General features: G+C 65.9%; 18 protein-coding genes. 13 read left to right on the plus strand and 5 right to left on the minus strand.

Features of this window, described 5'->3' with window-relative positions; all coding sequences use genetic code 11:
* Positions 1-25: 25 nt before the first annotated feature.
* The 4 genes from CMV14_RS03880 to CMV14_RS03895 form a co-directional block, all read right to left on the minus strand.
* On the minus strand, positions 26-1,168 hold the full coding sequence (locus tag CMV14_RS03880) for an acyl-CoA dehydrogenase family protein (protein WP_066959772.1): 1,143 nt from the start codon (positions 1,166-1,168) through the stop codon (positions 26-28).
* 37 nt (positions 1,169-1,205) lie between these two features.
* The gene (locus tag CMV14_RS03885) at positions 1,206-2,738 is read right to left on the minus strand and encodes an acyl-CoA synthetase (RefSeq protein WP_066959582.1); all 1,533 of its coding nucleotides are present in this window, start codon (positions 2,736-2,738) and stop codon (positions 1,206-1,208) included.
* A gap of 109 nt (positions 2,739-2,847) precedes the next feature.
* The gene (locus CMV14_RS03890) at positions 2,848-4,035 is read right to left on the minus strand and encodes a Gfo/Idh/MocA family protein (protein ID WP_066959580.1); all 1,188 of its coding nucleotides are present in this window, start codon (positions 4,033-4,035) and stop codon (positions 2,848-2,850) included.
* Positions 4,032-5,672 (minus strand): AMP-binding protein, encoded by a 1,641-nt coding sequence (locus CMV14_RS03895; protein ID WP_083215675.1) that lies wholly within the window; start codon positions 5,670-5,672, stop codon positions 4,032-4,034. The genes CMV14_RS03890 and CMV14_RS03895 overlap by 4 nt, the downstream gene beginning before the upstream one ends.
* Positions 5,673-6,014: 342 nt before the next feature.
* Here CMV14_RS03895 and CMV14_RS03900 point away from each other — a divergent pair, with 342 nt between their 5' ends.
* The 12 genes from CMV14_RS03900 (at position 6,015) to CMV14_RS03955 (ending at position 17,018) form a co-directional block, all read left to right on the plus strand.
* Entirely contained in the window at positions 6,015-7,229 is a 1,215-nt protein-coding gene (locus CMV14_RS03900; protein WP_066959769.1) for a CaiB/BaiF CoA transferase family protein, read from the plus strand.
* A gap of 62 nt (positions 7,230-7,291) precedes the next feature.
* Positions 7,292-7,633, plus strand: coding sequence for a 2Fe-2S iron-sulfur cluster-binding protein (locus CMV14_RS03905; RefSeq protein WP_238147182.1), 342 nt, complete (start codon positions 7,292-7,294; stop codon positions 7,631-7,633).
* Positions 7,634-7,653: 20 nt separating this feature from the next.
* A complete protein-coding gene (locus CMV14_RS03910) occupies positions 7,654-8,940 on the plus strand; it encodes an aromatic ring-hydroxylating oxygenase subunit alpha (protein WP_066959579.1) in 1,287 nt (428 codons plus the stop codon).
* Between the two features lie 5 nt (positions 8,941-8,945).
* The gene (locus CMV14_RS03915; RefSeq protein WP_066959577.1) at positions 8,946-9,473 is read left to right on the plus strand and encodes an aromatic-ring-hydroxylating dioxygenase subunit beta; all 528 of its coding nucleotides are present in this window, start codon (positions 8,946-8,948) and stop codon (positions 9,471-9,473) included.
* Positions 9,474-9,495: 22 nt separating this feature from the next.
* A complete protein-coding gene (locus CMV14_RS03920; RefSeq protein ID WP_066959576.1) occupies positions 9,496-10,413 on the plus strand; it encodes a VOC family protein in 918 nt (305 codons plus the stop codon).
* A complete protein-coding gene (locus tag CMV14_RS03925; RefSeq protein ID WP_066959574.1) occupies positions 10,410-11,153 on the plus strand; it encodes an SDR family NAD(P)-dependent oxidoreductase in 744 nt (247 codons plus the stop codon). The genes CMV14_RS03920 and CMV14_RS03925 overlap by 4 nt, the downstream gene beginning before the upstream one ends.
* 15 nt (positions 11,154-11,168) lie before the next feature.
* On the plus strand, positions 11,169-12,002 hold the full coding sequence (locus CMV14_RS03930; protein WP_066959572.1) for an alpha/beta fold hydrolase: 834 nt from the start codon (positions 11,169-11,171) through the stop codon (positions 12,000-12,002).
* Complete coding sequence (locus CMV14_RS03935) at positions 11,999-13,024, plus strand: amidohydrolase family protein (protein ID WP_066959570.1); 1,026 nt, start codon at positions 11,999-12,001, stop codon at positions 13,022-13,024. The genes CMV14_RS03930 and CMV14_RS03935 overlap by 4 nt, the downstream gene beginning before the upstream one ends.
* A 72-nt stretch (positions 13,025-13,096) precedes the next feature.
* A complete protein-coding gene (locus CMV14_RS03940; protein WP_066959568.1) occupies positions 13,097-14,188 on the plus strand; it encodes an acyl-CoA dehydrogenase family protein in 1,092 nt (363 codons plus the stop codon).
* Positions 14,189-14,229: 41 nt separating this feature from the next.
* A complete protein-coding gene (locus CMV14_RS03945) occupies positions 14,230-14,526 on the plus strand; it encodes a putative quinol monooxygenase (RefSeq protein WP_066959566.1) in 297 nt (98 codons plus the stop codon).
* 39 nt (positions 14,527-14,565) lie between these two features.
* The gene (locus tag CMV14_RS03950) at positions 14,566-15,756 is read left to right on the plus strand and encodes a CaiB/BaiF CoA transferase family protein (protein ID WP_066959564.1); all 1,191 of its coding nucleotides are present in this window, start codon (positions 14,566-14,568) and stop codon (positions 15,754-15,756) included.
* Positions 15,757-15,824: 68 nt separating this feature from the next.
* Positions 15,825-17,018 carry an amidohydrolase family protein gene (locus CMV14_RS03955; RefSeq protein ID WP_066959562.1) on the plus strand — a complete coding sequence of 398 codons (1,194 nt, stop codon included), beginning with the start codon at positions 15,825-15,827 and terminating at the stop codon, positions 17,016-17,018.
* Positions 17,019-17,094: 76 nt separating this feature from the next.
* On the opposite strand, the gene CMV14_RS03960 is transcribed toward CMV14_RS03955, so the two are convergent.
* A complete protein-coding gene (locus CMV14_RS03960; RefSeq protein ID WP_066959560.1) occupies positions 17,095-18,048 on the minus strand; it encodes a TauD/TfdA dioxygenase family protein in 954 nt (317 codons plus the stop codon).
* 278 nt (positions 18,049-18,326) lie between these two features.
* Between CMV14_RS03960 and CMV14_RS03965 the strand changes: the two genes are divergently transcribed.
* Positions 18,327-20,633 (plus strand): TonB-dependent receptor, encoded by a 2,307-nt coding sequence (locus CMV14_RS03965; protein WP_066959558.1) that lies wholly within the window; start codon positions 18,327-18,329, stop codon positions 20,631-20,633.
* Positions 20,634-20,648: the final 15 nt, after the last annotated feature.

A 20,648-nucleotide genomic window follows, 5' to 3' on the forward strand; every position in this document is an offset into this window, starting at 1 on the left:
GTCACCGCTGTCCCGGACCCGGTCGTCAGAGCGAGCGGCTCACCACTTCCTTCATGATCTCGTTGGTGCCGCCGAAGATGCGTGTCACCCGCGCGTCGCGCCACAGCCGGGCGATCAGATATTCGTTCATATAGCCGGCGCCGCCGTGCAGCTGCAGGGCGACATCGGTGATGCGGTTCTGCATGTCGCTGTGCCACTGCTTCGCCGCCGATGCCTCGGCGGTGGTCAGCTCGCCCTTCACGTGCCGCTTGATCGCCCAGTCGATATGGGCCCAGCCCACCTGCAGTTGGCTCTTCATGTCGGCCAGCGAGAATTTGGTGTTCTGGAATTCGAAGATCGGCTGGCCGAACGCCTTGCGGTCCTTGACGAAGGCCAGCGCCTCGTCGAACGCGCGCTGCGCGGCAGCCTGTGCCGAGATGGCGATCGAAAGCCGCTCCTGCGGCAGCCGTTCCATCAGATAGCGGAAGCCGTGGCCTTCCTCGCCCAGGCAGTTGGCGACCGGCACCTCGACATCGTTGAAGAACAGCTCGGACGTGTCGGCCGACCATTGGCCGATCTTGTCCAGGTTGCGGCCCCGCGCGAAGCCGGGCGTATCGGCATCGACCAGGATCAGCGAGATGCCCTTGGCGCCCCGTTCGGGATCGGTCTTGGCGACAACGATCACCACATCGGCATTCTGGCCGTTGGTGATGTAGGTCTTGGAACCGTTGATGACATAGCGGTCGCCGATCCTTCGCGCGGTGGTGCGGATCCCCTGCAGGTCGGAGCCGGTTGCCGGCTCGGTCATCGCGATCGCGCTGATGCAGGTGCCGCGCACCATCGCGGGCAGATAGCGGCGCTTCTGCTCTTCCGATCCATAGGTCTGGATATATTCGGTGGTGATGTCGTTCTGCAGCGGCACGCCGACCGAGGAGCCGGCATAGGCGATCTCCTCGTCGATCACCGCATTGTAGCCGAAGTCGAGGCCCAGCCCGCCATGATCGGGCGACACATTGGGGCAGAGCATGCCGGCCTCGCCGCAGGCCAGCCAGAATTCGCGGCTGACGATGCCTTCCTCCTCGAACCGCTCCATATGGGGCAGCAGTTCGCGCTCCAGCATCTTGCGGACGCTGTCGCGGAACAGCGCATGGTCTTCGTCGAAGGCGAAGCGGGCGGACAGGTCGAGCATCATATTCTCCTGCGCGGGCAGCGGGTGCCGCGAGACGTCATTGCGCGGCGGCGGCTTCGCGGAAGCGGTCGCGGATCAGGCGCTTGAACAGCTTGCCGGTCGGCTGGCGCGGAAGCTCGGCCATGAAGTCGATCAGCTTGGGCATCTTCACCGGGCTCAGGCTGGCGCGCAGATAGGTGCGCAGTTCTTCGGCCAGCGCGTCGCCGGCCTCGGCCCAGTCGAGCGGCTGCACCACCGCCACCACCTTCTCGCCAAGGTCGGGATCGGGCGCGCCGATTACCGCCGCGTCCGCGACGCGCGGATGGCTGATCAGCAGATTCTCGATCTCCTGCGGATAGATGTTCACGCCGCCGGAGATGATCATGAAGCTCTGCCGGTCGGTCAGGTAGAGATAGCCTTCCTCGTCGACCCAGCCGATATCGCCCACTGTCGTCCAGCCGTGCCGGTTCGCCGCCGCGCGCGTCTTCTCGGGATCGTTGTGATATTCGATCGGGTTGCCATTCTCGAAATAGACCATGCCCTCGCGGCGCGGCGGCAGGGGATCGTCATTCTCGTCGCAGATGCGGACCTCGCCGATGATCGCGCGGCCGACCGTGCCCTTGTGGCTCAGCCACTCTTCCGCCGTGGCGGCGGTGAAGCCGTTCAGCTCGGTGCTCGAATAATATTCGTGCACGATCGGGCCCCACCAGTCGATCATCGCCTGCTTGATCTCGATCGGGCAGGGCGCAGCGGCGTGGAAGGTGCTGCGCAGCGACGAATGATCGTAGCGCCGCCGTATTTCCTCGGGCAGCTTGAGCATCCGGACGAAATGGGTGGGCACCCACTGCGCATGGGTGACGCGGTAGCGCTCGATCAGCCGCAGCGCCTCCTCGGGATCGAACCTGGTCATCACGATGACGGTGCCGCCGAGCTGGTTGACCGACATCGAATAGCGCAGCGGCGCCGAATGGTAGAGCGGGGCGGGGCAGAGATAGATGCAGTCGCTGTCCATGCCGTACAGGTTGCGCGCCAGGTTGGTGACCGGCGTCGGCTCGTCGATCCCACCGGCCGGGCGGGGGCGCTTGATGCCCTTGGGGTGGCCCGTCGTGCCCGACGAATAGAGCATGTCCTGGCCGGGCGCCTCGTCGGCGATCGGCGTGATCGGCATGGCGTCCCGGGCCTGGTCGAGGCTCCGCGCGAAATCGGCCGTGCCATCGGTGGCGAACAGCGCCAGATCGGCCAAGCCGTCCACCGCCTCGCGGACGGTACCGGCGAGGCTGGCGGAGAAGACCAGCGCCTTGGCCCCCGAATCCTGCAGCATGTAGCGCAGCTCCGTGGCGGTCAGCCGGACCGGCATGCAGACATAATAGAGGCCCGAGCGTTGCGCGGCCCACACCGTCTCCAGGAAGCGCGGCCCGTTGGTCAGGAACAGCGCCACCATGTCGCCGGTGCGCAGTCCGGTCTTGCGGAAAAGATGCGCGCCCAGGTTGGAGCGTTCGTCAAGCTGGCGATAGGTGACGGCCTCGCCAGTCTCGGCGGTGATGAAGGCCGGCTTGTCTCCGTTCACGGCCGCGTGGATGCTCGGATGCATGGGCTACTCGCTGCTCTTGGCGACGCGCGCCCACATGTCGCACGTCCGTCGGCGGCAACAATAAAACAAAGCCATGAATCCGCAAGCGATAAAAAACAAATGTCTTAATCTAGGCGGCGGACATCCATTGGCCGGTCTCCCCGGCGGAGCGGATCCTCTCCATCAGCCGCTGGTGGCGTGCGGCGTGGCCGAAGTCGGCGACGGTGCGCGTGCCCGAGCGGATATCGTCCGCGAAAGCCGCGTAGAGCCGCGCCAGATTGGCCGAGATCGGGCCCAGCGCATCGCGCGGGTCCTCCGCCACCGTGATCGGCTCCAGCGTGCGGGTGGCGCCTCTGGCGCCGGACAGCGCCAGCGGCACCATCTGGATCACCCCGGCCGGCCCGGTTACCCGCAACTCGCCTTCGGTGCCGATCACCTCGATCATCAGCCCGGTCGATCGCTGCATCCCGCCGCGGATATGGACCGACAGCGGCGCGCCGTCCGCCAGCCGCGCGGTAATCGCCACCTGATCGGGGGATGTGGGCCGGAAGCTCTCGGTCGCGTCGATGACGTCGGCGGAGGGGCTCGGCACATCGCCCGGCTGCGGAAAGGATAGCACCGCCTCGAACGCACGGTATCGGGCCAGTTGGTCCGCGGGCAGCACCGCCACCCGCGTGCGGCGGGTGGGCAGGTAGGCGCTCACCGCCTCCACCTCGCCGCAGGCGCGGATAATGGCGTCGAGCAGATGGCCGCCGGTGATGGTCAGCAGGGTCGCGCCATTGGCGGCATCCATCAGATAGGCGTTGCCAGCGTCGATCGCGCCACCCCAGCCAAGACCCGATGCAACGACGGAGACACCGAGAACCTCGCCGACGTAACCGTCCCGGATCAGCGCGGCGAGTTTGTCCAGCACCGGCGAGGCGCGGGACTGGAGGCCGATCATGCTGTGGACGCCGGCGGCCTCGGCACGCGCCGCCAGGTCCTCGGCCTCGTCCAGAGTGCGCGCCAGCGGCCATTCGCAATAGACATGCTTGCCAGCGTCGAGCGCGGCCGAGACGATCTCATGGTGCAGCGGCAGCTTTACCGATACGGTGACGATATCGACCGCCGGATCGCGGATCAGGTCGCGATAGTCGGCATAGCCGGGCACGCCGAATTTCTCCTCGGCCCGCTTCGCCGTCTCGGCGCGGGATGTGCCGGCCGCCGCCAGCCGCACGCCGCCAGCCGCACTCCCCTGCAGCAGCGCCGGCAGATGCGAGCTGATCGCCCAGCCGCGATCGGGATTGGCGCCGATCAGTCCTACGCCCAGGGTTTTCATGCAGGTTCCTTCCCATGCTGGGCCGCGGGCGTATCCGTCGCCGCCGCCGCCGCATAATCCTCGGTCATCGCGTCCCAGCAGCCGGCAACGCCGGCCTTGCGGATTTCGGTCTTGCGGATCTTGGACGTCGCGGTCTTGGGCAGTTCGTCGACGAACTGGACGAAGCGCGGCACCATGAAGCGCGGCATGATGCCCGCGAGATAGTCGACCAGCGCGCGTTCGGACAGGCTGTGGCCGGGCTTCACCGTCACCGCGATCTTGATCTCGTCCTCGGCGAACTCGCTCGGCACGGCCACCGCGGCGCATTCGGCGACCATCGGATGGGTGCAGACGTGCAGCTCGACCTCGACCGAGGAGATATTCTCGCCCCGGCGGCGGATCGCATCGTCAAGCCGGTCGACGAAGAAGAAATTGCCGTCCTCGTCGCGGTACAGGGCGTCGCCGGTGTGGAGCCAGCCGTTGCGCCACAGCGCCGCGGTCTCCTCGTCGCGGCCGAGATAGCCGATCGAGGTCGTCCACGGATGGCTCGGCCGGACGACGGCCTCACCCACCTCGCCGGGCGGCAGTTCGATGTCATTCTCGTCGAAGATGCGGATGTCATAGCCGTCGCGCGGCCGGCCGACGGTGTTCGAGCGGGCATCGGTGTTGGCGATGATCGCGCCGGATTCGGTCGATCCATAGGCGGTGAGCAGCTTCACGCCGAAGCGCTCGCGCCAGGCGGCGAAGGCGCGCGGCAGCGGCAATATGCAGATCTCGCGCAGATCATGGTCGCGGTCGGCCGCGCGCTCGGGCTGCAGCTGCAGGAACTCGGCCATCGTGCCGACGAGCTGGCTGGTCCGCGCGCCGGCCTCCTTCGCCTGCTCCCAATAGCGCGACGCGCTGAAGCCGTGCGCGACATAGGCGGTGCCCCGATGGATCAGCGCGTTATAGACGCCGCCCCAGCGGCCGGCGGCGTGGAACTGGGGCAGCACCACGAAACGCGTCTCCCCGGCCAGGGTGGTGCCCAGGCCGTCCGACGTCGCCTGTCCGAAGGCATGGGCATGCGGGCACAGCACGCCCTTGGAGCGTCCGGTCGTGCCCGACGTGTAGGAGAAGCTGAACAATTCCCAGGGCGCGACCGGCTCCGGAGAGGCGGCGTTGGCGGCGGCGAGTTCGGCGAAGTCGTGCAGCGTCCAGAGCCGCGCGGCGCGTTCGATGCTGTCTCCTTCCGCTTCCGCGCGCTGGCGGACGACCACGGTGTGGAGCGACGGTATCTCTTCGGCGATCTCGATCAGCCGCGCCAGGTAGCGCCCCTCCACAACCGCCACTTCGGCGTGGGAGTCGGCGATGATATAGGCGAGCATCTGGCCGCGATAGGCGGTGTTGACCGACACCTCGATCCGCGCGCTCAGGCCGATCGCCATCCAGAGCGCGACATTGTCGATATGGTTGTCCAGCATCAGCACCAGCGGCTGCTGGCGGCCGACGCCCAGCCCGGTCAGGCCTCCGGCGATCCGCAGGCCTTCATCCCATAGCCCTTCATAGGAAAGTGCGCGGTCGGGATCGCGGATGGCGGTCTGCGAGGGGCGCTCGCGTAGCACGGTCTCCATCACGCGGACCAGATTGCGATCCTCGATCGCGATCCCGGAAATGTCCATTCGAAGGCCCTCTCGATCGACGCCGATCTGTCGCCGGCCCTGGCTGGAAATCCGCGGCGTTGCGCCCCGGCCCGGCCGATACCTAGCAACATGCCGGCGCGGCTTGCAAGGCGACCGGTCGGGGAAAGCTTAAAGGGATGAAACAGACATTTCAATGCATGTCGACGTGAAACCAATATTAATGTGATTGAATGAAACAAGCATTGCCAACTCCTTGGTCGTCCGATAACAATCGAGCAACGGACCAGTCGACGGTGTCCGCGCCCGCGTTCTTTCGAAGGATCATGCAGCGGGCCGCTGGCGCCGCCGGCTTGGCGATTCAGGAACAGTGGAGCGATGGAGATGGCGGCAAGGGAGCGCGGCGGCGCCTGTTCGGGTATCCGGGTCGTGGAACTCGGTACGATGGTGACGGCGCCGCTGGCGGGTCAGCTGCTGGCCGATTTCGGCGCCGAAGTGATCAAGATCGAGCCGCCGCAGGGTGAGATCATGCGCGGCATCCCCCCGGTCTTCGAAGGCCGTTCGGCCGCCTTCGCCCAGTGGAACCGCAACAAGAAGTGCGTCGCGCTCGACCTCAAGAGCCCGGCTGGAGTCTCTGCGGCGCAGAAGCTGGTCGATGGTGCCGACGCCCTGGTGACCAATTTTCGACCCGACGTGCTCAAGGCCTTCGGCCTGGACTATGACGCGGTCGCCGCCCGCAATCCCGATATCGTCTATGCCGCGCTCACCGGCTTCGGGCCCGATGGCCCCTATGCCGAGCTGCCCTCCTACGACATGGTGATCCAGGGGCTTGTCGGCCTGATGCCGAACCAGGGCGGGGATGGGCCGCCCCAGCCGATCAAGTCGCCGGTCGCGGACAAGATCTCCTCCTATTCGGCGGTGATGACCATTCTGGCGGCGCTGCTGCATCTCAAGTCCGGCGGCGCGGGCCAGAAGATCGAGATTTCGATGATGGACGCCTATGCGAATTTCATCCTGCCTGAGCTTTTCTACACCCGTACCTTCCTCGATGCGCCCCCGCCGGTGCAATGGGTGAAGAGCATCTACAATCCGTTCGAGCTGTCCGATGGCTGGGTGATCGGCTTCCTGATGACCGATCGCCACTTCGAAGGGGCCTGCGACACCTTTGGCCTCGATTCGATGCGGGGGGACCCCCGCTTCGCCGATCCGGGGGCGCGCAACATCTACCAGCCCGAACTGATGCAGGAGATTGCCGGGGCCTGTAGCCACATGAACGTCGCCCAGTTCGTCGGGCTGGCGCGCGCCAACGATCTGCCCTTCGCGCCGGTGAACGACCTCGATCAGTTCATGTCAGACCCGCAGGCGCTGCATAACGAAACCTTTGTCGAGTTCAGCGATCCCGACCGCCCCGAACTGGGCCGGCTGAAGCTGCTCAACAGCTTCGCGCGCATGGCCGGAACCCCGGTGGACGCCCGTGCCTTCGCGCCGGATGTCGGCGCCCATAATCAGGAGTTGCTATCCGCCCTGGGCCTCTCCGCAGAGGAAATCGCCGCCGCGAGCGGCCGGCAGCCGTCGCAAAGAGATAATGCAATCGTATAAAACAATATTTGCATTCCGATGGGGTGAGGGCTATACCCCGGAAGAGAATAAGCAGGGCGCCCGTGCCGGCGTCGGAGGATGAGATGGTGAAGGTGCGGTTCCTGCGTCCCGATGGTAGCGAAGAGGCCTGCGACGTCGCGGCCGGGCTGACCGTGATGGAGGCGGCGCTCAACAACGGGGTGGATGAGATCATAGCCGACTGCGGCGGCGCACTCTCCTGCGCCACCTGTCATGTCTATGTCGATGAAGCATGGATGGGCCGTGCGGGCGCCCCCTCGGAGGCCGAGGAGGAGATGCTCGAATTCGCGCTGGACCGGCGGCCCACGTCGCGGCTGTCCTGTCAGATCAAGCTTGTCGAGGGGCTGGACGGCCTGTCCATCACCCTGCCCGAACGTCAGCAATAGCCGGAGGATCGAGGTCGGCCATGGCAACCGCATTTGAGAAGCGCCCGGCAGGATCCGGCTGGGTCGTCGAGGATCATGCCAGCTTCCGGGTCGCGCGCACGACCTTCACCGATCAGGATGTGCTGGAGCGGGAGCGCGCCGCGATCTTCGATCGCTGCTGGCTCTATATCGGCCATGAGTCCGAACTGCCCAATGCCAATGATTTCGTCCGGCGCCAGGTGGGCGGGCGCGACCTGATCTTCAACCGCGACCGCAAGGGCGAATATCGCGCCTTCTTCAACAGCTGCCCGCATCGCGGCGCGGCCGTGGTGCGAGAGGACAAGGGTTCGACGATATCGTTCAAATGCTTCTACCATGGCTGGTCGTTCAACAATAACGGGGCCTTCGCCACGCGGTTCGCGGCGGGCACTTACCCGGAGGATTTCAACAGGGACGGCTGCGCCGATCTGACGGCGGTGCCCCGGCTCGCCGGCTATGCGGGCTTCTGGTTCGTCAATTTCGATGCCGGCGCGGAAAGCCTCGAGGATTATCTCGCCGATGCGAAGGATTTCCTCCAGGTTGTCGCGGACCATGCCGCCGATGGCATGGAGATTGTCGGCGGCATCCAGGAATATAGCGTCCGCGCCAACTGGAAGCTGCTCGTCGAGAACAGCTTCGACGGCTATCACGCGCATGAGACCCATTCGACCTATCTCGAATATCTGGTCGATGCGATCGGCGGCCCGGCTGAGCTGTTCCCTTCGCGCGGCAACATCTCGCGCGCCTATGATCTCGGCAACGGCCATGCGGTGATCGAGGGGCCGGCGCCCTGGGGCCGCCCGGTCGCGCAGTGGATCCCGGCCTGGGGCGAGGACGGCCGCGAGGAGATTGCGGCGATCTATGCCGAACTGGAGCAGCGGCTCGGCAAGGAGCGGGCCGAGCAGGTCGCCTATGGCAACCGCAACCTGCTGATCTTCCCGAACCTCGTGATCAACGACATCATGGCGATCACCGTCCGTACCTTCTATCCGGAACAGCCCGACTATATGAACGTCAACAGCTGGGCGCTGGCCCCCAAGGGCGAGGCACGGCATTTCCGCAAGCGCCGGCTGGACAATTTCCTCGAATTCCTGGGTCCGGGTGGCTTTGCGACGCCAGACGACGTCGAGGCGCTCGAATCCTGCCAGCGCTCCTATCGCAACCGCGCGGCCGCCGGCTGGAACGACATCTCGCGCGGGATGCTGCGCGATATGCCGCTGGCCGACGACGAGGCGCAGATGCGGGCCTTCTGGCGCGAATGGGATCGCCGGGTGGCGGAGGCGGAGTGAACGGCATGGCGACCATCGAACGCGCCGATGCGGCGGCGCAAGCACAGGGCGGGATCCCGACCCGATCGCAGATCGAGGATTTCCTCTATCTGGAGGCGGCGCTGCTCGACGAGTGGAAGCTCGACGAATGGCTTGCCCTCTTCGCCGAGGGCGCGACCTATGACGTGCCCACCACCCGGGCGGAGGACGATGCCGATTCGGCCGATCAGCTCTTCCTGGTCGCCGACGATTATGCCCGGCTCCAGCATCGCGTGCGCCGGCTGAAGAAGCCGGGCGCCCATTCCGAATGGCCGCGCTCGCGCACCGCGCACAGCATCACCAATGTCCGCATCGTCGCGGTCGAGGGCGACGAGCTGCTGGTCCGCTCGCTGTTCATCACCTACCGGGCCAAGAACGATGTGACCGATTGCTATTTCGGCCACCATATCCATCGCATCCGCGCCGGGGCGGACGGGCTGAAGATCCTGTCGAAGCGCAGCATGCTCGACATGAGCAGCCTGCGTCCGCACGGCCGCGTGAGCATCATCGTCTGATCGGTTGACGAGGGCCATTCGCATGTCGGTTTCGCAAATCCGCTATCGGCGCCTGGGCTATCTGGCGCTCAACGTCAGCGACCTCGAACGGTCGCGGGACTTCTACACCCGGATCGTCGGCCTGGTCGAGACCGACGCCAGCACCCCGGACCGGGTGTTCCTGCGGTGCAGCGAGAAGCATCATGACATCATGCTGGTGCGCGGCGACGTGCCCGGCGTGAAGCGGGCCGGCTGGCAGATGGAGAGCCGGGAGGCGTTGGACGCGCTGAAGGCGCAGTTCCGCGACATCGGGCTGGCGCCGCGCCCGGTTGGCGACCTGGAGTGCCTGGAACTCGGCATCGGCGAGGCGTTCCGCATCAGCGAGCCGACCACGGGCGTCACCTTCGAATTCTACGCCGACATGGCCGAACTCCCCCCGTTCGAGCCGGTCCATACCGCTATCCAGCGCCTCGGCCATATCGTCCTGAGCAGCACCGATCGCCCCGCGACCGAAACGTTCCTGCTCGAGCAGATGAACTTCCGCGTGTCCGATCGGGTCGAGAATGTCGTCAGCTTCATGCGCTGCTTCCCCAATCCCTTCCACCATTCGCTGGGGGTTGGTGCGGGCACTCGCAACGGGCTGAACCATATCAATTTCATGGTGTCGAACATCGACGATATCGGCCGCGCCTATCATCGGGTGAAGGCGAACTCGACCAAGATTGTCTATGGCCCGGGCCGCCATCCGCCGTCGGATTCGATCTTCCTCTACTTCCTAGACCCCGACGGGATGACGGTTGAGTACAGCTTCGGCATGGAGGAATTCCCGGAGGTCGGCGCGCGAGAGCCGCGGTTGCTGCCGGCCAGCCTGGAATCGCTCGACAGCTGGGCGGCCGTGCCCGATCCGGAGTTCGGCAAGCATGGCGAGTTCGAGCGGATGGCCGAGGGGAACCCGGCATGAGCGCCGACGCGCCCGTCGTCCTCGTCACTGGCGCCGCCAGCGCGATCGGCCAGGCTATCGTGCGCCGCTTCGCGGCGGCGGGAAGCCGGCTGGTGCTGGCGGACATCGATGCCGACGCGCTGGCGACCGTCGCGGCGCAGATCGCCCCGGACGCGATCCTGGTCAGCGGGGACCTGAGCGACGAGAAGGTCGCGGCCGATTTCGTCGGTGCGGCCCGCAAGGCTTATGGCCGGGTCGATGTGCTGGTGAACAATGCGGGCGGCGGCATCATCATGCCCTTCGCCGATCACACGCCGGATACGATGCGGACCACGATCGACCGCAACCTGTGGACCTGCCTGTGGTGCACGCGTGAGGCGCTGCCGCTGATGGTGGCGCAGAATTACGGCCGGATCGTCAATATGGGGGCGGATTCGGTCCGCAACGGCCTGTGGGCGCACGCCATGTACAATGCCGCCAAGGGCGGGATGCACGGCCTTACCACCGGCCTGGCGCGCGAGTTCGCCCGCCATGACATCACGATCAACACGGTCGCGCCCTGCATGATCCGGACCCCGCAGGTCGAGGCCGAGACCGCCAAGGGCAATCCCCTGATCGATCAATTCCTGTCGGTGATCCCGAAGGGCCGCTCGGGCGAGCCCGACGAGGTGGCATCGATGGTCTTCTATCTCGCGTCGCCCGAAGCGTCGTTCGTCACCGGCCAGGTGATCAGCGTCAACGGCGGCAGCACGATGCTCTGATCCCGGGAGGACAAGATGGCGGACGGTTTGGAAAAGCGCACGGTACAGGTCAACGGCACGCCGATGGCCTATGTCGAGCATGGCGAGGGCGAGCCGCTGATTTGCATCCATGGCGGTGGCCCGGGTGCATCGGGGATCAGCAACTACCGGCGCAATGTCGAGCCGCTGGCGGCCGGCGGGCGGCGCGTGATCGTTCCCGATCTGCCCGGCTATGGTGATTCCCCGTCGCAGCCCACCGCCGAGGCCATCTATGACGGCTTCGCCGACAACATCCTCGGCCTGATGGACGCGCTGGGCATCGAGAAGGCCAGCTTTATCGGCAATTCGCTGGGCGGCGGCACCACGATCAGCCTCGCGCTGCGCCACCCCCACCGGGTCAACCGGATGATCCTGATGGGTCCCGGCGGTGGCTATTCGCTCAGCCCGCATCCGACCGAAGGCCTGCTGCGGATGCTCCACTTCTACGAGGGCGAGGGGCCGACCCGCGAGAAGCTGGACAAGGTGCTCGATCTGCTGGTGTTCGATCGCTCGATGATCACCCCGGATCTGGTGGAGGAGCGCTACAAGGCCTGTATCCGCCCCGACACCATGGCCAATCCGCCGCTGCGCGGCCGTGGCGCCAATCCGAAGGACGATCTCTGGCGACAGGCGCTCAACGAGCTGCAGCACCGCACCCTGATCCTCTGGGGCCGCGAGGACCGGGTCCTGTCGTTCGACAATGCCCTGGTGTTCCTGAAGTCGATGCCCAACGCCGAACTGCATGTCTTCCCGAAGACCGGCCACTGGGTGCAGTGGGAGCGTGCCGACCAGTTCAACGACATGGTCAACGACTTCCTCGACAGGGCATGAGCGCTTCCGGCCTCATCGACATCCACAGCCACATGACCCCGCGCGGGCTGCCGGCCGACCCCGGCAGCGCCGCGCCCTGGCCGTGCATGCGGTGCGAGGCCGCGACCCGTTCGACCCTGATGCTGGGCGACAAGCCGTTCCGAGAGCTGGACGACCGCTCCTGGGATGTCGCCCGCCGCTGCGAGGACATGGACCGCGACGGTGTGGCGATCCAGCTGCTCTCGCCGATGCCCGAACTGCTGTCCTACTGGCAGGAAGCCGCGCACGCCGAATATCTCGCCGATCATGTCAACGCCGCGATCGCCGAGATGGTGGCGCGCCGGCCGGACCGTTTCCGGGGCCTCGCCATGGTGCCGATGCAGGAGCCGGATCGCGCGGTGCGCTACCTGCGTGACCTGAAGGCGCGGTTCGGCGTCGACGGGATCGAGATCGGCAGCAACATCAACGGCACCTTGCCGGGGGAGGACGCCTTCGCCCCGGTCTTCGCCGCCGCCGAGGCGGGGGAGCTGGCGGTGTTTATCCATGCGCTGCATCCGGTGGCGACCGCCAATGTCATGTCCCACGCGCCCTTCTTCGGGCCGATGGTGGGCTTTCCGCTCGACGTCGCGATGGCGGGGGCCTCGCTCATCACCGGCGGCGTGCTCGAACGCCATCCGCGTCTGCGGGTGGCGCTCAGCCATGGCGGCGGGGCTATGGCGTCGCTGATCGGGCGGCTCGACCAGGGCTGGCGGATGGTGCCGGACCTGCGCGACCGGCTGACGACCGCACCCAGCGCACAGGCGCGCCGGCTGTTCTACGACAGCAACGTCTATGAGCCCGGCCTGCTGCGTCACATCGCGCGGGACATGGCACCCGGCCAAGTGTGCGCCGGCACCGACTATCCCTATCTGATCATGCAGGAGGACCCGGCGGCGTTCATCGCCTCTGCCGGGTTGAGCGCCGCCGAAACGGAATCGGTACGGGCCGGAGCGGCGATAAGATTCCTTGACATCGCTGATGAAACAATTGCATCATACAGATAATGCAGCCAGGTTGGCCGTCCCGGGCGCGCCGGACGGCCCTGAGCGCGGGATGCGCAAGCGGGAGGATCAGACTTGATTTCGTTCGAACTTACCGAAGAGCAGGAGATCGCACGCTCCACCGTCCGGGAATTCGCCGGGCAGGTGCTGCGCCCGCTGGCGCGCCAGGCCGATGTCGACGGCCGGATCGAGGATGAGACGCTCGACCAGCTCTGGAGCCTCGGCGTCGTCCAGTCGATGATCGACCAGGACGGCGCGGAGCCCGATCAGAGCGCGATCCTGAGCGCGCTGCTGCTCGAGGAACTGGGCTGGGCCGACGCCGCTTTCGGTGTCGCGCTGGCCAGCCCGCTCGGCTTCGTCCGTGCCGTGAAGGAGCAGGGCTCGGCCGCGCAGAAGGAAGCGCTGCTGCCCCTGTTCACCGGCGATCGCTACCATGGCGCGGCGGTCGCGCTGGCCGAACCGGGCCTGATCGACAACGGCATCGAGGCATTGTCGACCAAGGCGGAGGCCGATCCGGCCGGCTATCGCCTGACCGGCGCCAAGGTGCAGGTGCCACTGGGCGACAAGTGCAGCCATTTCCTGGTGATCGCGCAGCATGACGGCAAGCCCGATGCCTTCATCGTCCCGCGCGACGCGGCCGGCGTGGTGATCGACAAGAGCGAACGCCAGCTGGGCCTTTCCGGCCTCGGCTCGGTCACGCTGCGCCTGGACAATGTCGTGCTGGGCCATGACGCGCGGCTCGGCGAGAATCATGGCTGCGACGTGCAGCGGATCGTCGACGCGGCTCGCGTTGGCGCATCGTCGATCCTCGTCGGTCTGTGCCGCGGCGTCTATGACCATTCGGTGGTTTACACCAAGGAACGCCATGTCCATGGCTCGGCGCTGGCGCAGAAGCAGAGCGTCGCCTTCCGTCTGGTCGACATGTTCGTCGAGACCGAGGCGAGCCGCTGGATGTGCTGGCGCGCCGCGACCGAGATCGACAAGGGCCAGGAGGCCACCCGCAGCGCCGCGCTGGCGCAGAGCTACACCCGCGAGCAGGCGACCTGGATCGCCGACGAGGGCGTGCAGCTGATGGGCGGCCACGGCTTCATGCGCGCCAATCCGGTCGAGCTTTGGTTCCGCAATGCGCGGACGCTGTCGCTGCTCGAAGGCACGGCCAGCGTCTGACGCGAACAGGGTGGCGCGAGGCGCCGAACGGGAGAGATTACATGGTTTACGTCGTCGCGGAGTTGAGCGTCCGCCCGGGTACCGAGGCCGAGTTCGAGGCTGTGGCCGCCGAACTGATGCAGGAAGTGCGGGCCAGGGAGCCCGAGGTCCAGCTCTACCAGTTCACCAAGATCCGTGGCCGTGATGGCGTCTATCGCGTGATCGAGCGCTACGCCTCTGAAGCCGCGCTGGAGAAGCACATGGCCGAGCCGCATCTGCGCGCGGCCATGGAGAAGATGGGCCCGCTGCTGGCGGCGCGTCCGCAGCTCGAGAAATGCGATCCGGTCGGGGTGGCCTGACGCGCTAGGCGGGATCGCGGTGTTGAGGATGGAGCGGACATGACGGGCGGCGGATCGGGCAAGGGGGCGCTCGCCTCGGTCAGGGTGGTCGAGGTCGGGACGATGGTCGCGGCCCCGATCTGCGGGCAGCTGCTGGCGGACCTCGGCGCCGACGTCATCAAGATCGAACCGCTCGGGGGTGAGGTGATGCGGGTGATCCCGCCCGTGTACAAGGGCGTCTCGGCCGCCTTCGCCCAGTGGAACCGCAACAAGCGCAGCATTGCGCTGGATCTCAAGTCCCCCGAGGGCATGGCCGTGCTGCGCGGCCTGCTCGCCCGGGCCGATATCTTCCTGCAGAACATGCGGGTCGGCGCGGCCGAGGCGATGGGTCTCGACCATGAAAGCCTGATCGTCGACAATCCCGGCCTGATCTCGGTGCAGATCACGGGCTATGGCACCGACGGCCCCTATCGGGACCAGCCCGGCTACGACATGATGGTCCAGGGGCTGACCGGCTTCATGCCGATCCAGGGCACGCCCGAAAAGCCGCGCGCGATCCGCAGCGTCCAGGCCGACAAGGTCGCCGGCTATTCGGCGGCGCTGGCGGCGCTGGCGGCGGTGATCCACCGGCGCGCGGGCGGCGGCGGCCAGAAGATCGACGCGACGATCCTCGATTCCTACGCCAGTTTCATGCTGCCCGACCATATCTACACCCGCTCCTTCCGGAACGCGCCCCCGGAGGCGCCGTTCACGGCGGACATCTACAATATGATCCACCTGAGCGACGGCAAGCTCATCGGCTATCTGCTGACCCAGGACCAGTTCGAGGAAGCCTGCCGCGCTTTTGGGCGCGAGGATCTGATGAATGATCCCCGCTACAGCACGCCGGGCGGCCGCAACGTCCACCAGCCCGAACTGATCAGGGAGATCGCCACTGCCTGCGAGGGCAAGACGATGGCGGAGGTGCTGGCCATCACACGCGCGCACCGCCTGCCCTTCGCGCCGGTCAACGACATCGACGGCTTCTTCGATGATCCGCAGGTGCGCCACAATGGCAGCTTCGTCGAGTTCGAGACCGAGGAGGTGGGCCCCGTCCGGCTGCTCAACGGGCTTGCCCGGCTCAGCGAGACGCCGATCGATGCCCGCTCGCTGGCCCCGTCACTCGGGGCCCACACCGACGCGATCCTGGCGGAGCTCGGCTATCCGGAGGCGCGGATCGCCACGATGCGCGAGGGCCGGATCGTCGGCTGAGAATATCGGGCCGGCGCGTGGGGCGACGGCGGGTGATCTTATCCTGAATCAGCATGTGGAGGCCCAACATGGTCGCGACCCTCGAAAAGCCCACCGCGCACGAACTGCTGCCCGGCATCCGCGTCGTCGATGCCGACACCCATGTCAGCGAATGGTATGATCTGTGGACGTCGCGCGCGCCCGCCCGGTTCCGCGATCGCGTGCCGCAGGTCCGCGATGTCGGCGGCCGCTGGGACTGGGTCATCGACGGCCAGACGCTCAATCGCGAGGGCGCGTCGAGCGCGATCCGCAAGGACGGATCGAAGACGCTGGGCATGGATTTCCGCGACCTCCAGCTCGCCGATGTCCACCCCGGCGCCTATGATCTGAAGTCGCGCCTCGCCTTCATGGATCGGGAAGGGATCGCCGCGCAGATCGCCTATCCCAACCTGCTCGGCTTCGGCGGGCAGAAATCGATGCTGCTCGACGCCGAGCTGCGCAACCTCAGCATGACCATCTTCAACGATGCGATGGCGGAGATGCAGGCCGATTCCGGCAACCGCATCTATCCCATGACGATGGTCCCCTGGTGGGATGTCGACCTGGCGGTGAAGGAGGCGGAGCGCTGCGCCGCGATGGGCCTGCGCGGCATCAACATGAACTCCGACCCGCATGTCCATGGCCTGCCGCATCTCGGCGATCCGCACTGGTATCCGCTGTGGGAGGCCTGCTCCTCGCTCGGCCTGCCGGTGAACTTCCACATCGGCGCGTCGGACGAGTCGATGACGTGGTTCGGCGCGGGCCTGTGGCCGGGGCATCCGGACGAGGTCAAGCTGGCCTATGGCTCGCTGATGCTGTTCGTCGGCAATATGCGTGTCCTGGCGAACATCCTGTTGACCCGGGTGCTGGAACGCTTCCCCGCGCTCAAGATCGTCTCGGTCGAAAGCGGCGCCGGTTGGGTGCCCTTCTTCCTGGAGGCGCTCGAATATCAGATGCGCGAGGCAGCCTTCGAATATCGGGATTCGCCGAAGGACATCTTCCGCCGGCAGATCTACATCTGCTCCTGGTTCGAGCGCGACAACATCGTCCACACCGCGCGCAAGATCGGCATCGACAATCTGATGTTCGAGACCGATTTCCCGCACCCCACCTGCCTCTATCCGGACAGCTTCCACTATATGGAGAGCGCAATCGAGGCGATGACCGTGGAGGAGCGCGGCAAGATCTTCGGCGGCAACGCGCAGCGGCTCTACAATCTCGATCTGTCGCAAGTCCCCTTCTGATCGGGGCGCGGCGATCGGCACGAAAAAGGGGGCGGAGGCATCATCCTCCGCCCCCTTTTTTCTCGCGGCGGGCCGCTCAGACGTCGACCAGTTCCAGGGCGCTGTTCTCGGCGCCTTCCAGCCGGCCGAGCGCATAATCGCCGGCCAGGGTAGTGCGCTGCAGCCAGCGGCTGCCGCTTTCGGGCGGCAGGCCCTCGGCGCCGTGCAGCATCCGCCAATTGTCCCACAGCACGATGTCGCCGGGGGTCCAGCGGTGGATGTAGATGTCGGGGTGCGACAGGATGTGCCGCGCCAGTTCACCGAGCAGCACGTCGCCCTCGGCGCGGTCGAGGCCCAGTATCTCGTCGGCGAACCAGGGTGACAGGTTCAGCATCTTCCGGCCGGTTTCCTTCTGCGCATAGACCAGCGGATGGATCGAGCGCGGATAGCTGTCCTCGCGTGCCTGGATGTCGCGGAACTTCTTGCCCATCCGCACCAGCCGGATCGTGTCGACGCTGTTCTTCATCGTCGAGATGTCCATGTAGAAGTCGTAGATCACCTCCAGCCCTTCCGCCCTGCGCTTCAGATCGTCGGGCAGGCTGTCATAGGCCGCGATCTTGTCGAGGAAGGTGGTGCCGCCCATCGTCGGCGGGATCAACCGGGGCCGCAGCAGCCCGCCATGGTTGACCTTGTCGAAATAGACCAGGTCGAAATGCAGCGGCAGCCAGCCGCCCAGGTCCACGCCGTTGACGTTGTAGACATTGCCGTTTTCGCCGCCGGGTTCATACTGGACGTTGGTGATCTCCAGCCGGGAGGGATCGGTGTTGCCTTGCTTGATCGGATGCAGCTGGAACGGGCCGAACACGCGGCTCAGTTCGAGATGCAGTTCGTCGCTGTCCTCCATGCCGCGGAACACGACCAGGCCGTGCTGGATCCACAGCCGGCCGAGTTCCTCGCGCACCGCTGGATCGTCAAGATGCCCGCGCTCTAGTCCGTGGATCTGGATCGCTTCGCTGGTCGGCGTCAGCGGTTCGACGTGGAAGGGCAACATGCTCTGCTCCTGCTGTCTGGCGAGTCTGGAGCACATGAATGTGCCGAAACAATGCAATTGTTGCAAACGCTTATTAAATCAGGCTCGTCGCCTGGTCCTGACATCGCCGGCAGAGCCGTCCTCTGCCGCAGTGGGAAGGTGGGTATGGCCCTTGTTTTCCCGGGGGATTTAGGAGGGTAAGCCAATATTTCAAAATAACTGTATTGACGGTTTCCGCGGCCGGGTGTACCCCCTTCGCATCCTTACGAAAAAACAGTCAGACTGGGAGGGATTTTTCCATGGCCAGAAAGTTCGCAGTGCTGGTGTCCGGCCTTTGGGTCGCAAGCGCTCATATGGCGATCGCACAGACCACGGCGGTGCCCGCCGCCGCGGCCGAGGATGCCTCGGTCCAGGGCATTGAAGACATCGTCGTCACCGCGCAGCGCCGCGAGCAGCGGCTGCAGGATATTCCGCTGACCGTTAACGCCATCTCGGCCCAGGGCCTCGAGCGGCAGGGCGTCACCAACACCGCCGATCTGAACGCGGTGGTGCCGGGCCTGAACATCGCCAAGTCGAGCACGGTCGTGCAGCCGTTCCTTCGCGGCGTCGGCACGGCGTCGCTGGTTCCCGGCAACGATCCCAGCGTGCCGCTCTACATCGACGGCGTCTATCACAGCGCGCCCGCCGGCCTGTTCTTCTCGTTTAACAATATCGAGCGGGTCGAAGTGCTGAAGGGGCCGCAGGGCACGCTGTTCGGCCGCAACGCGACGGGCGGCCTGATCCAGATCGTCACCAAGGACCCGACCGAGGAGCTCAAGGGCAAATTCTCGCTGAGCTACGGCAACTATCGCGCGGTCAACGCCACCGGCTATATCAGCGGCGGCACCGATACGATCGCGGCAAATCTGTCGGTCGTTTACAACAAGCAGTCCAAGGGCTGGGGCCGCAATCTCTTCCAGGCGGGGGAGGGTGGCCCGATCGTGGTGGGAACGCAGACCTTCGCCGATCGGCCGGTCAAGCGGGCGGCCGGCTATACCGACGAGTTCGGCATCCACAGCAAGATCGTCATGACCCCGGACGACCGCACCACGGTCAAGCTCAGCGGCATGTATGTCGATGTCGACACCAACCAGAACCACTATCGCCACCCGCTGCCGGGCCGGCTGCTTCCTGGGCCTCCGGGCAACAACCCCTATCAGTATACCGGCGGCTTCTACGACTATAATTCGGATGTTGAGTGGTATAACCGCAACCACCAGTACATGTTCTCCGCGGAAGCGGCGCATGAGGCCGATTTCGCGACCCTCAAGTCGATCTCATCCTTTCTGAAGGCGAAGGCCGAAATCTCGGTGCCGTCGGATGCCAGCCCGCTGATCTCGCGTGCTACCAGCTTCGCCCACCTCGTCTGGAAGACCTATACCCAGGAGCTGCAGCTGCTCTCCAACGGTCAGTCCGGGCCCGACTGGCTCGAATGGATCGGCGGCCTCTATTATCTCCACGGCCGCGCCGGCTACGATCCGCAGGAAGTGACCCTCGGCTATCGCCATGACGGCACGTTCAGCCGCTATTCCTTCCAGACCTCGGACTCGCTGGCGGCCTATGGCCAGGCGACCTTTGACGTCACCGACAGCACCCGCCTGACCCTGGGCGCGCGCTACAGCAAGGATCGTCTGTCGGCCACGCAATATCAGGTCGGCACCTCCTCGGTTCTCACCGGCGCGAACGCCAACGGGCAGGTCACCATCCTGGTCCCGAAGGAGCGCGTCTCGTTCGAGAAGGTCACGTGGCGCATCGCGCTCGACCAGCGTGTCACGCCGGACGTCCTGCTCTATGCCAGCGCCAGCCGCGGCTACAAGACGGGTGCGTTGAACCATGGCGCGCTCTGCGCCACCACGCCGCCGATCGGCGTGGCCTGCAGCAACATCGTCGCGCCAACCCGGCCGGAGGTGCTCGACGCCTATGAGGTTGGCTTCAAGTCCGACCTGTTCGATCGCCGCCTGCGCTTCAACGTCTCGGCCTATTATTACGACTATGCCGATCTGCAGGTGCAGGCGGTGGTCGGCGTGCCGCCGGTCAGCGTCCTCAACAATGCGGCCCAGGCGCGGATCTATGGCGTCGATCTGGAATCGGCCCTTCAGGTGACACCGAACCTGCGCATCTCGGCCAACGCCTCCTTCCTGAACAGCAAGTATAAGGATTATCCGGCGGCGGTGGGCTTCGTGCCGCTGACGGTGGCGCCCTATGCCAACCGGCAGATATTCTTCGATGCATCGGGCAACACCCTGCCGCGCGCGCCGAAGTTCAGCAGCACGGTGGCGGTCGACTGGACGATCCCGACCAGCGCGGGCGATTTCACGCTGACCGGCAGCTGGTATCATAATGACGGTTTCTACTGGGATCCGCAGCAGCGCCTCCGTGAGTCGGCCTATGACATCGTCAACGGCCAGCTCGCCTACCAGGCGACCGACAGGCTCAAGCTTCGCGTCTGGGGTCGCAACCTGCTCGACAAGAAATATTACAGCTACCAGACCGCGACGAGCGCGGGTGACCAGGGCGCCCCGGCGGCTCCCCGCACCTACGGCATCGCCGTGGACTTCGAGTTCTGATCCTGTCGGCCGGGC

It is taken from the genome of Rhizorhabdus dicambivorans, assembly GCF_002355275.1.
GTDB lineage: Bacteria > Pseudomonadota > Alphaproteobacteria > Sphingomonadales > Sphingomonadaceae > Rhizorhabdus > Rhizorhabdus dicambivorans.